Here is a 13,097-nt window from a genome sequence, read left to right on the forward strand (position 1 = left end):
GGCGCGGGCGTTGATCACCTACTCCCAGGAGCAGCGATTCACATGGCTGACGAGATCAATACCGCCGCCGCGCCGGCCGGTGCCGAGGGCGGCGAGGCCCCTGCGGCGAAGAAGAACAAGCGCAAGGGCAAGAAGAACATCCTCAACGGCGTGGTCCACATCCAGTCCACGTTCAACAACACCATCATCACGATCACGGACGTGTCCGGGAACGTGATCTCCTGGTCGTCGGCCGGGGCGCGCGGCTTCAAGGGCAGCCGCAAGTCCACGCCGTTCGCGGCGCAGGTGGCCGCTGGCGACGCCGCGGCGAAGGCGATGGAGCACGGCCTCAAGACCGTGACGGTGTTCGTGAAGGGCCCGGGCGCGGGCCGCGAGTCGGCGCTGCGCGCGCTGGCCGCCGCCGGCCTGAAGATCAGCCTCATCCGCGACGTGACGCCCATTCCGCACAACGGCTGCCGTCAGCCCAAGCGTCGTCGCGTCTAATCACCGCTTCGGGCCAGGCTCGCGTCCTCGCGAGCCGGCTCCAGACCATCTGCAAGGAGAATTTCCGTGGCCCGTTACACCGCGAGCGCCTGCCGTATCTGCCGGCGTGAGAACCTGAAGATGTACCTCAAGGGCGACCGTTGCTACACGGACAAGTGCGCCATCGAGCGCCGCCCCTATCCCCCCGGTCAGCACGGCCAGGGCCGCGTGAAGTTCTCCGGCTACGGCGTGCAGCTGCGCGAGAAGCAGAAGGTCAAGCGCATGTACGGCCTGCTCGAGAACCAGTTCCGCGGGTACTACCACCGCGCGTCCGCGGCCAAGGGCAAGACGGGTGAGAACCTGCTGCAGCAGCTGGAGCTCCGCCTGGACAACGTGGTGTTCCGCATGGGCTTCGCGGACACGCGCAACGAGGCGCGCCAGCTGGTGCGTCACGGTCACTTCCAGGTCAACGGTCGCCGGGTGAACATCCCGTCGTTCTCCGTGAAGCCGGGCAGCGCCGTGGAAGTGCTGGAGAAGAGCCGCAAGGTGCTGCGCATCTCCGAGGCGCTGGAGACCGTGGACCGCCGTGGCATTCCCCAGTGGATCGACCTGGACAAGAAGGCGTTCAAGGGCACGGTGAAGACGGTCCCGAACCGCGAGGACCTGACCATGCCGATCCAGGAGCAGCTGATCGTCGAGTTGTACTCGAAGTAGTCCTGGGTGCCGGGTCCGGTTCAACGGGCCCCTCCCGCAGTGGACGCCCTGGCCGATGAGGCCGGGGCGTCATTGCTTTGGTCGTCCGGAATGCGCGTCCTGCGCGCGCCGGCCGACGCCGTTACGCAGTCCCCCGCGTGCCCGTCCTCCCGTCACTCCGGCGGGGATGTTGGTGATGGCGCACGACCCGAGGAGCCGTACACATGGCTGACACGTTCGTTGCGAAGAACTGGCGCGACCTCATCAAACCGCGCCGCATGGAAGTGGATCAGGACTCGCTCAGCACCACGTACGGGAAGTTCGTGGCGGAGCCGCTGGAGCGCGGTTTCGGGACGACGCTGGGCAACTCGCTGCGGCGGGTGCTGCTGTCGTCGCTGCAGGGCGCGGCCATCACGTCCGTGAAGATTGAGGGCGTGGACCACGAGTTCACGACCATCCCCGAGGTGGCCGAGGACGTCACGGACGTCGTGTTGAACCTGAAGGAGGTCCTCCTCCGGATGCACACGAACGAGCCGAAGACGCTGCGCATCGAGGTGGAGGGCCCGAAGGAGGTCAAGGCGGGCGACCTCATCGCGGACGCCGACGTGGAGATCCTCAACCCGGGTCACCACATCTGCACCGTGTCCGAGGGTGGCAAGGTGCGCATGGAGCTGTCGTGCCGCCGGGGCCGTGGCTACGTCGCCGCGTCCACCAACAAGGTGCCGGGTGCGCCCATCGGGACCATCCCCATCGACTCGCTCTTCTCGCCCATCCGCAAGGTGAACTACCAAGTCACCAACGCGCGCGTCGGTCAGGTCACGGACTTCGACAAGCTGTCGCTCGAGGTCTGGACGGACGGCTCCGTGGTGCCGCAGGACGCGGTGGCGTACGCGGCGAAGATCATCAAGGAGCAGCTCACGGTGTTCGTGAACTTCGACGAGACCGAGGAGCCGGTCGTCGCCGAGGCGCCGAAGGAAGAGGCCAAGCTCAACGAGAACCTGTTCCGCTCGGTGGATGAGCTGGAGCTGTCCGTGCGCTCGGCCAACTGCCTGCAGCAGGCGAACATCAAGTCCATCGGTGACCTGGTCCAGCGCACCGAGGCGGAGATGCTCAAGACGAAGAACTTCGGCCGCAAGTCCTTGAAGGAAATCAAGGAGATCCTCGCGGAGATGGGTCTGTCGCTGGGCATGAAGCTGGAGAACTGGCCGCCGAAGAACGCGCCGGCTCCCGCGGCGCCCAAGGCCTAGTCGCAGTCGCTTCCCGTCGTCGCAGCACCTGTCCCGCATCCCACCGACACGGCGTCACGGTGGCGCGGGACAGGGGGCCCTGGTACACAGGGCCCGATTCAACGGCGGCCCCCGGTGTCGGGGCCGTCATTCCCACCCGGTACCTGACACGGCCGGAGTGGTGGGGTTCTCATCGAGGCCCCGGAGCACGCGCATGCGCCACAAGGTCGGACAAAGGAAGCTGCACCGCACCACGAGCCACCGGCTCGCGATGCTCAACAACATGGTCACCTCGCTGCTGGAGCACGGGGCCATCCGCACCACCGTTCCCAAGGCCAAGGAAGTCCGGCCGCTGGCGGAGCGCATCATCACCCTCGCCAAGCGCGGGGGCCTGTCCAACGTTCGCCTCGCGGCGCGCACCGTGAAGGACCGCGTGGTCCTCCAGAAGGTGTTCAGCGAGTACAAGGAGCGTTACGCCTCCCGTCCGGGTGGCTATACCCGCATCATCCGCCTGGGCTTCCGCCGGGGCGATGCCGCGGAGATGGCCCTCATCGAGCTGGTGGACCGTCCCGCGAAGGCCCCGGCCGCCGCTGAGACGGAAGCGCCCGCCGAGACGAAGTCCGAGGGCTAGCCGCCCCCGGTCCGACTCACCTCGGGCCGTATCAGCACTTAGGGCGCCTTCCCGGCTTGGGAGGGCGCCCTTTGTGTTTCCAGGGCCTGGGGGCCCGCGCCACAACGCCGGGTTACTGCTTCGGCGCGCGGAGGCGCTCCCACTCCACCTGGAGGTCCTGGGTGAGGTCGGCGTTGTCGTCCGGGCTGCGCATCTTCAGCGACTGGAAGCGCAGGTCCGCCGGCGCGGTGACGCCACTGGCGCCCAGGAGCTGCTTGGGGGTGATGGTGACGAAGTTGCCGGGCTGCACCTCCGCCACCGCGGCCCGGTACTGGTCGTTCACGATGATGGTGACGTCGCGCCAGACGTCCTGGCTCTCGTTCCAGATGGTCACCGAGGGCCGGTCCAGCTTGTCACTGAGGACCAGGCGCGCGTCCATGTCCCCCGTCTCCAGGGAGCGGCCCGGACACGCGATGGCGAAGCTGGCGATGGACAGCACCACCCAGCCCGCGACGATGCCTGCCTTGTACTTGAAGAAGCGGTCGCTCTGACGGAAGCCCGCCAACTGCTCCTTGAGGACGGAGAAGGTGTTGAGGACGACGTTGGAAGCCTCCGAGGCGACGCGCTTGCCCAGCGGGCCTTCCACCTTCTGCTTCTCCAGGGGCTCCGTGCGCGCGGCGCTCACGGCACGCATGCCGGGGCTCGTGGCCGCCCGGGGTGGAGGGGCGGCAGAGGACGTCGGCCGTGGCGGCTGCGTGGTGGGGGGAGAAGGTTTGCGCGCGTCGCTCATCGGAAGCGGAGTGTAGAGGGCGCGGTGCGCCGGTGGCTACTGGCCCTTCAGCAGCTGCAGGGCGCGGCTCGCCACCGCGTTGTCGGGCTGGGTCTCCAGCACCTTGCCCAGCCAGTGCTCCGCCTCGGCCGTGGCCTTCTGGCGCTCCTGCGGGGTGCGCGCCTTCTGCGACTCGTCGGTGTAGAGCAGGCCCAAGCGCAGGGCGAACTCGGTGTTCTCCGGGTTCTTCTCCGCCACGTACTTCAGCTCCCGCTGGGCGGCCGGGTAGTCGCCTTCCAGCTGGTACACGAGCGCCAGCTTGCCGCGCGCGGGCACCGAGTCCGGTTGCAGCGTCACCGCGACCTGGAAGGCGTCCTTCGCCGCGGCCATGTCGCGCTGCTCCAGGCGCAGGTCGCCCAGGCGGAACCACGCGAGCTCCAGCAGGGGGTTGAGCACCACGGCCTTCTCGAAGGCGGCGCGGGCCGCGTCTGGACGCTGGCGCGACAGGTACAGCTCCCCCAGGTAGAGCTGGTTCTTGCCGTCCTGCGGGGCGCGCTCGATGGCCTGCTTGAACTCGTCCACCGCGCGGCCGGCGTCGTCCAGGCGCTGGTAGGCGAGCCCCAGGAGGGCGTGCACCACGGCCAGGTCCGGGTAGTCGTGGAGGATCTCCTCGAAGGCGATGAGGGCGTGCTGGGGCGCGTCCTGCTCGTGCAGGAAGCGCATGCCCTCCTCGAGCTTCGCCTCCGCCGCCTTGGGGAAGCCCTGGAAGGGGTCCGCGATCTGGTTCATCAGCGCCCGCGCGGTGGCGACCTCCCCGGGCGTGGGCTTGCCGCGCACGACGGTGCCCAGGGCCTCCACGGCGCCCGCGGTGTCGCCGGTGCGGGCCAGGGCCTTGGCCAGGGGCAGCTTCCAGCCCGCGCGCTCCGGGGCCAGCTCCACGGCCTTGCGCAGCGGGCCCAGCGCGGCGGCGTACTGCTCCGACTCCAGGCGCGCGACGCCCAGGCGGTAGTGGAACTCGGCGGTGGTGGGGGACAGGGCGATGGCGCGCTCGAAGGCGGCCACCGTGGGCTGGCCCGCGTCCTTCGCCCGGGAGAAGAGCGTCAGGCCCAGCATGTACTGGTCCATGGCGCGCTCGTTCCGGGCGATGGCCTGGCGCAGCTCCTCCGCCCAGGCGTCCGCGTGGCCCGCCTTCACCTGGGCCTCGGTGAGGGCCCTCGCCACGTCCACGTCGTCCGGGGTGCGCGCGTGCAGCTCCCGCAGCAGCGTCACCGCCTTCTCCGGCTGGTTCTCGTCCAGGTAGGCGCGCGCCTGGGCCTGGGGCGTGAGCGCGGGCCCCGCCGCCTTGCCGTGGCCGCAGCCGGTGGCGAGAAGGCCCAGGCCCAACAGGGTGACGCGGGTCCAGCGGAGGCGGTTCGTGGGCATCAGGGGCACGGAGGGCTCGCTCAGGAGGCTTTCTTGGAGGGGGGCGGAGGCGTCGGGAGGCGCTTCTGTCCGACGCCCTCCTGGCCCTGGGGGGCGATGGCGTCGTCGGTGTCACCGCCCTTGCCTCCCAGGGAGAGGTTGTCGGCGATGATCTGCGCGCGCACGGCGCGGGCCAGGCCCTCGCGGTCGTTCTCCGCGAAGGCCGTGGTGTCGATGGGGCGGCCAATCTTCACGCGCACCGGCCCGGGGGTGATGTTCCACGAGTTCTTGGGCATCACCGTGCTGGTGCCCTCGATGGTGACGGGGCAGATGGGCACGCGGGCCTTGAGCGCGAGCGCGAACGGGCCCTTCTTGAAGGGCAGCACGCGGCCGTCCTCGGAGCGGGTGCCCTCCGGGTACAGGAAGATGCTGGTGCCCTCGCGGACCTTCTTCGCGGCGCGCTCCAGGGAGCTGATGGCGGAGGCCCGGTCGCTGCGGTTGACGAAGATGTGGCCCGCCAGCCAGAGGTACCAGCCGATGAAGGGCACGAAGCGCAGCTGGCTCTTGGCCACGTAGCGGAAGTCCGCTGGCACGGAGATGAAGTGGGCCGGGATGTCGAGCGTGGACTGGTGGTTGGCCACGTAGATGGTGGCGCGCTTGGGGTCCACGTTCTCCCCTCCGATGACCTCCAGTCGCGCACCGCCGGCCCAGAGGAGGACGGGGGACCAGATCTTCCGGGCCACCCACACCGAGCGTGCCGGGTTGAACGTCACGATCATGGCCGTGATGGAGATGAAGAAGCTGACGGCCGACCAGACCGTGGCCACCAAGATGCACCAGAGCTTGCGCAGCATGCGTCGGGTTTCCTCCTACCGGCGGCCTCGTGAGATGAGGCGGAACCGGGGGTACCGCTCACCAGACGGGCAGCCGGGCGACACTGTCAGGACGCGGCGCGGGCACCTGGACGTGCGGGACGGGGCGGGGGCACGCATTTTATCCCGACCCGGGCCAGGGCACCATTGTTTCTGGTGTGTGTCGCTCGCAGGGGTTACAAGCAAGGGTGGCGTGGCCAGGAAAAAGTTCATCGCCATCGCGGGCAACATCGGGGCCGGAAAGACGGAGCTCACGTCCTTCCTGTGCCGGAAGTACGGCCTCACGCCGTCCTTCGAGCCCAATGACCAGAACCCCTATCTCGCGGACTTCTACAAGGACATGAAGACGTGGGCGTTCCGCTCCCAGCTCTTCTTCCTGACGCACAAGTTCCGCCTGCACCGGGAACTGGAGCGCACGTCAGGCACGGTGCTGCAGGACCGGACGCTGTACGAGGACGCGGAAATCTTCGCCAAGAACCTCCACCGACAGCGGCTCATCGACAAGCGGGACTGGGGGACGTACTGGGAGCTGTACCAGACCATCTCCCAGGCGCTCACGCCGCCGGACCTGATGATCTACCTGCGCTGCCCGGTGGCCACGCTGCGTGAGCGCATCCGCCTGCGGGGGCGGACCATGGAGAAGGACATCCCGACCGCGTACCTCAAGCGCCTCAACGCGCTGTACGAGGAGTGGTTCGAGGGCTACTCGCTGTCGCCGGTGCTGGTGCTGGGGACGGACAAGCTGGACTACCTCACCGACCTGGTGGACCGCGTGGACCTCTTCCGACAGATCGAGAAGCACCTGTGAAGGAGGTCTACGTCCTGGCCACCGAGCGGTCCGGACCGCCGCCCCTGGAGGCGCTGCGCGCCGCGTTCGCCACCGACGAGGTGGAGTTCGTGCCGCACGAGGACGGGCAGGGCTTCACCGTGCGCGCGGACGGTTCGGAGGTGCGCGTGGTGCTCAAGCCGGAGAACGAGGGCCGCCCGCGCGTCACTCCGGAGCTGTTCAGTGGCAGCCCGGAGGCCTTCGCGCGCGTGGAGAATGCCCAGGCCTGCTACGCGTTCCTGCTGGAGCCCGGGGGCGCGCAGCCCACGCTGCCCGTCTTCGAGGCGCTGTGGACGGTGCGCACGCTGATGGAGCAGGTGCCCGGCGTGCTCGTGGACGTGACGGCGTTCAAGCTGCACGAGCCCGAGGACGTGGTGGAGATCACCGAGCTGGACTTCGACATCCGCGACCACGTGCACCTGCACGCCATCGAGCTGGCGGAAGGCGACACGCCCCTGTGGGTGCACTCGCACGGGATGGAGAAGTTCGGCGCGCGCGACGTGGAGATCTTCCACCTGGGCGAGGGCGACCTGCTGGCTGCGGAGAGCTTCCTCCACGAGCTGTGCACGGACCTGGCGTTCGCGCAGGGGCCGGCGCTGCGCTCGGAGGTGTCCACCAGCGAGGGCCAGAGCTTCACGATGGTGCCGTCCGAGGAGGCCCGGGCCAACCTGCTGGGCGTGCCGCTGGACGCCTTCGAGGGCCATGAGGGGCTGTTCCTCACCGTGGTGTCGCCCCTGGGCCGGCACAACACCGCGGAGCTGCTGGCGACCTACCGGGAGCGCTTCACCAAGGAGCCGGCGGAGCAGACGAAGGCCATGCACGAGGAGGCGCAGGCGCTGCTGCCCGCGTTCCTGGCGCGCTTCCAGCGCAAGGGGCTGATGGAGCCCCTGACATTCCTGGTGCGCGCCCCCTTCGAGACGCACCCGGAGGGCGAGGTGGTGGTGGAGAATCTGTGGCTGGAGGTCGTGACCCGCGACGAGGGCTCCGTGGTGGGCCGGCTGGTGGATGGCGCGGTGCACACCACCGAGTGGCGCAAGGGCGCTCACGTCGAGGTGGAGGAGAAGCAGATCAACGCCCTGGCCATCGCGCGGGAGGGCCGTCCGCTCAACGAGCCCGAGCTGCGGGCCCTGCTCACCGCTGAACGCCCCATGTAGGCTCCGGTCCTTGCTGGCGCCCCGCCGGGCGCTGCTAGGCTCCCGCACCGCATGCCGGCACTCCTGCTGCTCACGGGCCCCTCCGCGGGGCGCCGGTACGAGGTCGTCACCCAACTGACCCTCGGGCGCAGCCCGTCGTGCGACATCCCGTTGGAAGACGACCAGGTGTCGCGCCGCCACGCGCAGCTCTTCCTGGACACGCTCGCGGGACAGGTGCGGCTGCGGGACCTGGGCTCCACCAATGGCACGCTCCTCAACGGGCAGCGGCTGGCCCTCCAGGAGGAGGCGGTGCTGCGGCCGGGCGACCGGATGCGCGTGGGCGCCACCATCGCGGTGTTCGAGCCGCCGCCGGTGTCCATCGTCGATGAGCCCTCCGGCACGCCGGCGCCGGAGACGGGGCATGTGCCCATCGAGGAGGTGCTGCCGCACGTGGGCGCGGCCGCGGCGATGTACTCGGCGGGGACGGCGCTCTTGGGTGCCACCAGCGAGGCGATGGTGCTGCGGCGGCTGGCGGAGGAGACCGCGCACGCGCTCAACGCGGATCGCACCGCGGCGCTGCTGAGCGGACCCGAGGGGCTGCGCACCGCGGCGGTGTCGGGGGCCGCGTCCGTGGAGGTGCCTCGCGCGCTGGTGCAGGCCGCGCTGGAGCGCAAGGAGCTGGGACGCGCGGACACGGCGCTGTGCGCGCCGCTGGTGGCCTCGGGCGGCATGCCCTTTGGCGTGCTGTACGTGGAGCGTGAGGAGTCCCCCTTCACCGAGGGCGAGGGGCAGTTGCTCGCGTCGCTGGGGCGACTGGGGGGCGAGGCGTACACGGCGGTGCGCTCGCGCGGTGAGGCGGAGGCCGCGGAGATGCCGTGGGTCACTCCGCTGGGGACGTCGCGGGCGTTTCGCGGGCTGGTGGAAGAGGCTCGGCGGGCCGCGGGCAGCGCCGCTCCCGTCGTGCTGCACGGGGAGCCGGGCACTGGCAAGGCGCTGTTGGGGCGCTTCCTCCATGGGCGCTCGCCGCGGGCGCTGGGGCCGTGGGTGACGGTGGAGTGCCGTCAGCCGCTGGAGGCGGTGGAGGTGGCGCTCTTCGGCCGGGCCGGGGCGGCAGGACAGCCTCCGGTGACGTCCGCGGTGCTGCGCGCGGATGCGGGGACCCTGCTGCTGCGCCACGTGGAGGCGCTGCCCCGTCCGGCGGCGGAGCGGCTGGCGCGGATGCTCGCCCGGCGTGCGGCACCGGCGCGACAGGGCGGCGAGGAGCCCGTGGACGTGCGGGTGGTTGCGACCAGCTCCGCTCCGGTGTCCCGGCTCGCTTCGCGCGGTGAGTTCGACGCGGCGCTGGCGCGCGGGCTCACGGGCTTCGAGCTGGAGGTTCCACCCCTGCGCGAGCGACGGGGCGATGTGCCGGTGCTGCTCGAGTACTTCGCGCTTCGCGCGGCACGGCAGGGCGGACGGGAGGCGCCCGTCCTTGGACCGGAGGCACGCCGGCTGCTGGCGGAGTACCCGTGGCCCCAGAATGTGCGCGAGCTGGAGCTGGTGGCGGAGCGGCTGGGGCGCGTGTACGCGGCGGGCCACGTGGGCATCCCGCAGCTTCCCCCCGAGGTCCGTGAAGGCGCGGTCGGGCAGGCGCCGCGCACGCTGCAGGAGCAGGTGGCCCGGCTGGAGCGCGATGCCATCGCGGAGGCGCTGCGCGAGTCCGGGTGGAAGAAGGTCCGCGCGGCGGAGCAGCTGGGCATCAGCCGGCCCACGCTCGACCGGAAGATGGAGGAGTACGGGCTGACGCTGGAGCGGGGGACTCGCGGCTGAGCGCACCGGTCGCCCGGGACGGAGTCCGCGGACGGCTCAGGCCTTCACGACCGCTGCTTCCTTGCGACGGCTGAGCAGCACGCCCGTGAGGATGAGCGCCGCGCCGAGCGTCTGGAGCAGGGTGGGACGCTCGCCTCGCACGGCCCAGGCGGTGAGCGCCGCGACCACGGGGATGCCGGTGCCGTAGAGCGTCGTGCGGTTGGTGCCCACCCGCTGCACGCTGCGGAACCAGACGAAGTAGGCGAGCACCAGCGGCCCCAGCGCCGAGTACACGAGGGCAATCCACCCCGCGGTGCTCACGCGTGACGCGTCCATCGAGACAACCTGAGAGGCGCCGGCCAGCACCACTCCCGGCGCACCCGTGAGCATGGTGATGGCCGTGACGCGCAGCGCGGACACATCCGCGCTCACGGCGCGCGTCCCCACCGTGTAGATGGACCAGCACACGCAGCTGCCGACGATCAGCGCGTCCCCCACCCAGGTCTCCGCGCCCAGGTTCGGGCCTCTCGCGCCCACCACCAGCAGCATCCCCACCACCGCCAGCGACAGGCCGGCGATGACCGGACGGCGCAGGCGTTCGATGCCGAGCGCCGCGCCCAGGGCCGCCGTCACCACCGGGCTCACCGCCGTGAGCATCCCACTGTTGGCCGCCGTCGTCCGCGCGAGGCCTTCAATGAAGCACAGCTGGTAGAGCGTGTTGCCCACGAAGCCCAGGCCAGTGAGCCGCAGGAACACCTTCCACGGCATCGGCTTCCAGCCCTCCACCGCCCCCAGCACCAGCCCCATCGCGAGCGCCGCGAGCCCGAAGCGCAACGCCATGAAGGCCCGGGGCGGCATGCCTTCCAGCGCGTCCTTCACGAGGGTGTAGTTCGTGCCCCAGATGACCACGACGGCGATCATCGCCAGGTCGGACGTGGAGAGGAGGCGGGCAGGCGCTGCGACGGCGGGCGACGAGGTGCTCACGGCGGCGGGGCATAGGGCGTCACTGTTCCGGACGCAACGTCGACGTTTCCCCACGCCCGTGCTTGTCCGGCCGGCCCGCCCGTGTCGTAAATGCCCGCCCATGGACTTCCGCTATTCGGACGAGGTGCGACGCGCGAAGGACTCCGGGCAGCCGCTGGTGGCGCTGGAGACGAGCGTCGTCGCGCAGGGCCTGCCTTACCCCGACAACCTTGCCGCCGCTCGCGCGTGCGAAGAGGCCGTGCGCCGCGCTGGCGCCGTGCCCGCGCCCATCGCCGTGGTGGATGGCGAGGTGTGGGTGGGCCTGGAGGACGCCGCCATGCGCAGGCTGGCCGAGGGCCGCGAGAAGCTGCTCAAGCTGGGCTCGCGCGACCTGGCCGTGGCGGTGGCCACCCGCGCCAGCGGCGGCACCACCGTCAGCGCCACCTGCGAGCTGGCCGCCGCGGCCGGCATCCGCGTCTTCTCCACCGGCGGCATCGGTGGCGTGCACCGTGGCGCGGCCGAGCACTGGGACATCTCCCAGGACATCGCCGCGCTGTCGCGCTACCCGGTCGCCGTGGTGTGCGCGGGGGCCAAGTCCGTGTTGGACCTGCCCAAGACGATGGAACTCCTGGAGACCGCGGGTGTGCCCGTCATCGGCGTGGGCACGAACGAGCTGCCGTCGTTCTACAGCCGCGAGTCCGGCCTCACGCTGGAACACCGCGCGGATGATCCGGAGGCCGCCGCGCGCATCGCCCATGCCCGCTTCGAGCTGCTGGGCCAGGGCGGCGTGCTCTACACCGTGCCTCCGCCGGAGGAGGCCGCGCTGGCACGCAACGACGTGGAGCTGCACATCGCCTCGGCGCTCGCGGACGCGGACCGGCAGGGCGTGCGCGGCAAGGCGGTGACGCCGTTCCTCCTGGGGGAGATGGCGAAGCGCACCGGGGGCAAGAGCCTCAAGACGAACCTGGCGCTGCTCGTGAACAACGCGCGCTTCGCGGGGGCGCTGGCCGTGGCCTACGCACGCCTCGCGAAGCGCTGAGCCTCCGGGCCGCTGCTTCAGGACTCGCGGTGCTGGAACCAGGACACCAGGTCCTCCAGCGCCGCGCGGTCCACGTCGTCGAAGGTGTTCTTGTGCTCGGAGTCGATGTCGAGCACGGCGAGCAGCTCGCGGTTGCGGCCGAACACCGGCACGACGATCTCCGACGCGGAGCGCCCGTCGCAGGTGATGTGGCCCGGGAAGGCGTGCACGTCCGCCACCACCACCGTCTCCCCCTTCGCCGCGGACGTGCCGCACACGCCCTTGCCGAAGGTGATCTCCAGGCACCCGAGCGTCCCCTGGTAGGGGCCCACGCGCAGCAGCTTTCCGGGCGTCACCACCCGGTAGAAGCCCGTCCACAGGTGGCCGAAGGCGTGGTGCAGCAGGCAGCTCATCGTCGCCATGGCGCAGATGTCGTCGTCCACGCCCTCGAGGATGGCGACGGCATGCGTCTTCAGTTCGGCATAGGCCTCGGTCTTCGGCTGACCGCGCAGGTCCAGGGTGACTTCCGCCATGATGGGGGTCCTCGGGAGGGATTTGCCGCCCTCTTCTAACAACCCTCGTGCCCGCAGGCACAGGAGGCCGTGTGGAACCGCTCGTCCTGGATTCGCGAACCCGTCTGCTCGTGCTCACCGGTGCCGGAGTCTCCGCGGAGAGCGGGGTGCCCACCTTCCGGGGCATGAACGGCCTGTGGGAGAACCACCCCGTGGAGGCCGTGGCCTCCCCCGAGGGCTTCGACGCGGACCCCGCGCTCGTGTGGCGCTTCTACTCACAGCGCCGGGGCGGTGCCGCCGACGTGAAGCCCAACCCGGGCCATGACGCGCTGGTGCGGTGGGAGCAGCACCTGGGCGACCGCTTCCTCCTGGCCACCCAGAACGTGGACGGCCTGCACGAGCGCGCGGGCAGCCAGCGCGTGGTGGCCATGCACGGCCACCTCTTCCGGACGAAGTGCGCGGACTGCCGGCGTGCGCCCTTCAACGACACCTCCGTCCACCCGTCGGGCACGGTGCCCCGGTGCGACCAGTGCAACGGCCGGCTGCGACCCGACATCGTCTGGTTCGGGGAGTCGCTCGCCTCCGAGGACCTGGAGCGCATCGGCGACTTCATCTCGCGCAGGGACGGCACCCGGCTCGTCTTCCTGGCCGCGGGCACGTCCGGCGCGGTGTGGCCGGCGGCGGGCCTGGTGGATCAGGTGCGCGCCGTGCGCGGTGACACGTGGCTCGTCAACTTCGAGTCCGCCGCCAACACGGAGCGCTTCCACCACTTCGTCCAGGGGCGCAGCGGCGAGGTGCTGCCCTCGCTCGCGGCGCTCTCCTGA

General features: G+C 70.7%; 14 protein-coding genes. 9 read left to right on the top strand and 5 right to left on the bottom strand.

The window, feature by feature from the left end:
• The first annotated feature begins 42 nt into the window (after positions 1 to 42).
• The 4 genes from rpsK to rplQ all read left to right on the top strand — a co-directional run bounded on the left by rpsK (position 43) and on the right by rplQ (position 3,012).
• Positions 43 to 483 (top strand): 30S ribosomal protein S11, encoded by a 441-nt coding sequence (rpsK, locus tag D7X12_RS05500; RefSeq protein WP_120532353.1) that lies wholly within the window; start codon positions 43 to 45, stop codon positions 481 to 483.
• 66 nt (positions 484 to 549) lie between these two features.
• Positions 550 to 1,176: a 30S ribosomal protein S4 gene (gene rpsD, locus D7X12_RS05505; RefSeq protein ID WP_120624205.1), complete on the top strand. Its 627-nt coding sequence runs from the start codon at positions 550 to 552 to the stop codon at positions 1,174 to 1,176.
• A 203-nt stretch (positions 1,177 to 1,379) separates the two neighbouring features.
• Positions 1,380 to 2,402 carry a DNA-directed RNA polymerase subunit alpha gene (locus D7X12_RS05510; RefSeq protein ID WP_120612981.1) on the top strand — a complete coding sequence of 341 codons (1,023 nt, stop codon included), beginning with the start codon at positions 1,380 to 1,382 and terminating at the stop codon, positions 2,400 to 2,402.
• Between the two features lie 193 nt (positions 2,403 to 2,595).
• On the top strand, positions 2,596 to 3,012 hold the full coding sequence (gene rplQ, locus D7X12_RS05515) for a 50S ribosomal protein L17 (protein WP_120543265.1): 417 nt from the start codon (positions 2,596 to 2,598) through the stop codon (positions 3,010 to 3,012).
• Positions 3,013 to 3,124: 112 nt separating this feature from the next.
• Here the strand turns inward: rplQ and D7X12_RS05520 are convergent, their stop codons facing one another.
• From D7X12_RS05520 to D7X12_RS05530, 3 genes are all read right to left on the bottom strand, one after another.
• Positions 3,125 to 3,685 carry a hypothetical protein gene (locus D7X12_RS05520; RefSeq protein ID WP_244224363.1) on the bottom strand — a complete coding sequence of 187 codons (561 nt, stop codon included), beginning with the start codon at positions 3,683 to 3,685 and terminating at the stop codon, positions 3,125 to 3,127.
• A 132-nt stretch (positions 3,686 to 3,817) separates the two neighbouring features.
• Positions 3,818 to 5,182, bottom strand: a complete 1,365-nt coding sequence (locus D7X12_RS05525; RefSeq protein ID WP_120624207.1) for a tetratricopeptide repeat protein — start codon at positions 5,180 to 5,182, stop codon at positions 3,818 to 3,820.
• A gap of 20 nt (positions 5,183 to 5,202) precedes the next feature.
• Positions 5,203 to 6,012, bottom strand: a complete 810-nt coding sequence (locus tag D7X12_RS05530; protein WP_120624232.1) for a lysophospholipid acyltransferase family protein — start codon at positions 6,010 to 6,012, stop codon at positions 5,203 to 5,205.
• A 214-nt stretch (positions 6,013 to 6,226) separates the two neighbouring features.
• Here D7X12_RS05530 and D7X12_RS05535 point away from each other — a divergent pair, with 214 nt between their 5' ends.
• From D7X12_RS05535 to D7X12_RS05545, 3 genes are read left to right on the top strand one after another with little or no spacing between them, the layout of a single operon-like run.
• Positions 6,227 to 6,841: a deoxynucleoside kinase gene (locus tag D7X12_RS05535; protein WP_120624208.1), complete on the top strand. Its 615-nt coding sequence runs from the start codon at positions 6,227 to 6,229 to the stop codon at positions 6,839 to 6,841.
• On the top strand, positions 6,838 to 8,013 hold the full coding sequence (locus D7X12_RS05540) for a DUF2314 domain-containing protein (protein WP_120624209.1): 1,176 nt from the start codon (positions 6,838 to 6,840) through the stop codon (positions 8,011 to 8,013). Before D7X12_RS05535 ends, D7X12_RS05540 begins: the two co-directional genes overlap by 4 nt.
• 51 nt (positions 8,014 to 8,064) lie before the next feature.
• Entirely contained in the window at positions 8,065 to 9,801 is a 1,737-nt protein-coding gene (locus D7X12_RS05545) for an FHA domain-containing protein (protein WP_120624210.1), read from the top strand.
• 36 nt (positions 9,802 to 9,837) lie between these two features.
• Here the strand turns inward: D7X12_RS05545 and D7X12_RS05550 are convergent, their stop codons facing one another.
• Positions 9,838 to 10,764 carry a DMT family transporter gene (locus D7X12_RS05550; protein WP_120624211.1) on the bottom strand — a complete coding sequence of 309 codons (927 nt, stop codon included), beginning with the start codon at positions 10,762 to 10,764 and terminating at the stop codon, positions 9,838 to 9,840.
• Between the two features lie 100 nt (positions 10,765 to 10,864).
• On the opposite strand from D7X12_RS05550, the gene D7X12_RS05555 reads away from it, so the two are divergent.
• Complete coding sequence (locus D7X12_RS05555) at positions 10,865 to 11,782, top strand: pseudouridine-5'-phosphate glycosidase (RefSeq protein WP_120624212.1); 918 nt, start codon at positions 10,865 to 10,867, stop codon at positions 11,780 to 11,782.
• Positions 11,783 to 11,799: 17 nt separating this feature from the next.
• On the opposite strand, the gene D7X12_RS05560 is transcribed toward D7X12_RS05555, so the two are convergent.
• Positions 11,800 to 12,294 (bottom strand): free L-methionine (R)-S-oxide reductase MsrC, encoded by a 495-nt coding sequence (locus D7X12_RS05560; protein ID WP_120624213.1) that lies wholly within the window; start codon positions 12,292 to 12,294, stop codon positions 11,800 to 11,802.
• Between the two features lie 71 nt (positions 12,295 to 12,365).
• Between D7X12_RS05560 and D7X12_RS05565 the strand changes: the two genes are divergently transcribed.
• Positions 12,366 to 13,097: an SIR2 family NAD-dependent protein deacylase gene (locus D7X12_RS05565; RefSeq protein ID WP_120624214.1), complete on the top strand. Its 732-nt coding sequence runs from the start codon at positions 12,366 to 12,368 to the stop codon at positions 13,095 to 13,097.

This window comes from Corallococcus sicarius (assembly GCF_003611735.1).
Lineage (GTDB): Bacteria > Myxococcota > Myxococcia > Myxococcales > Myxococcaceae > Corallococcus > Corallococcus sicarius.

Bases quoted from the DNA above. Each gene is read 5' to 3' on its own strand.
- rplQ (WP_120543265.1), top strand. From the start codon at position 2,596: ATGCGCCACAAGGTCGGACAAAGGAAGCTGCACCGCACCACGAGCCAC.
- D7X12_RS05545 (WP_120624210.1), top strand. From the start codon at position 8,065: ATGCCGGCACTCCTGCTGCTCACGGGCCCCTCCGCGGGGCGCCGGTAC.
- D7X12_RS05525 (WP_120624207.1), bottom strand. From the start codon at position 5,182: ATGCCCACGAACCGCCTCCGCTGGACCCGCGTCACCCTGTTGGGCCTG.
- D7X12_RS05555 (WP_120624212.1), top strand. From the start codon at position 10,865: ATGGACTTCCGCTATTCGGACGAGGTGCGACGCGCGAAGGACTCCGGG.
- D7X12_RS05510 (WP_120612981.1), top strand. From the start codon at position 1,380: ATGGCTGACACGTTCGTTGCGAAGAACTGGCGCGACCTCATCAAACCG.
- D7X12_RS05560 (WP_120624213.1), bottom strand. From the start codon at position 12,294: ATGGCGGAAGTCACCCTGGACCTGCGCGGTCAGCCGAAGACCGAGGCC.
- rpsK (WP_120532353.1), top strand. From the start codon at position 43: ATGGCTGACGAGATCAATACCGCCGCCGCGCCGGCCGGTGCCGAGGGC.
- D7X12_RS05520 (WP_244224363.1), bottom strand. From the start codon at position 3,685: ATGCGTGCCGTGAGCGCCGCGCGCACGGAGCCCCTGGAGAAGCAGAAG.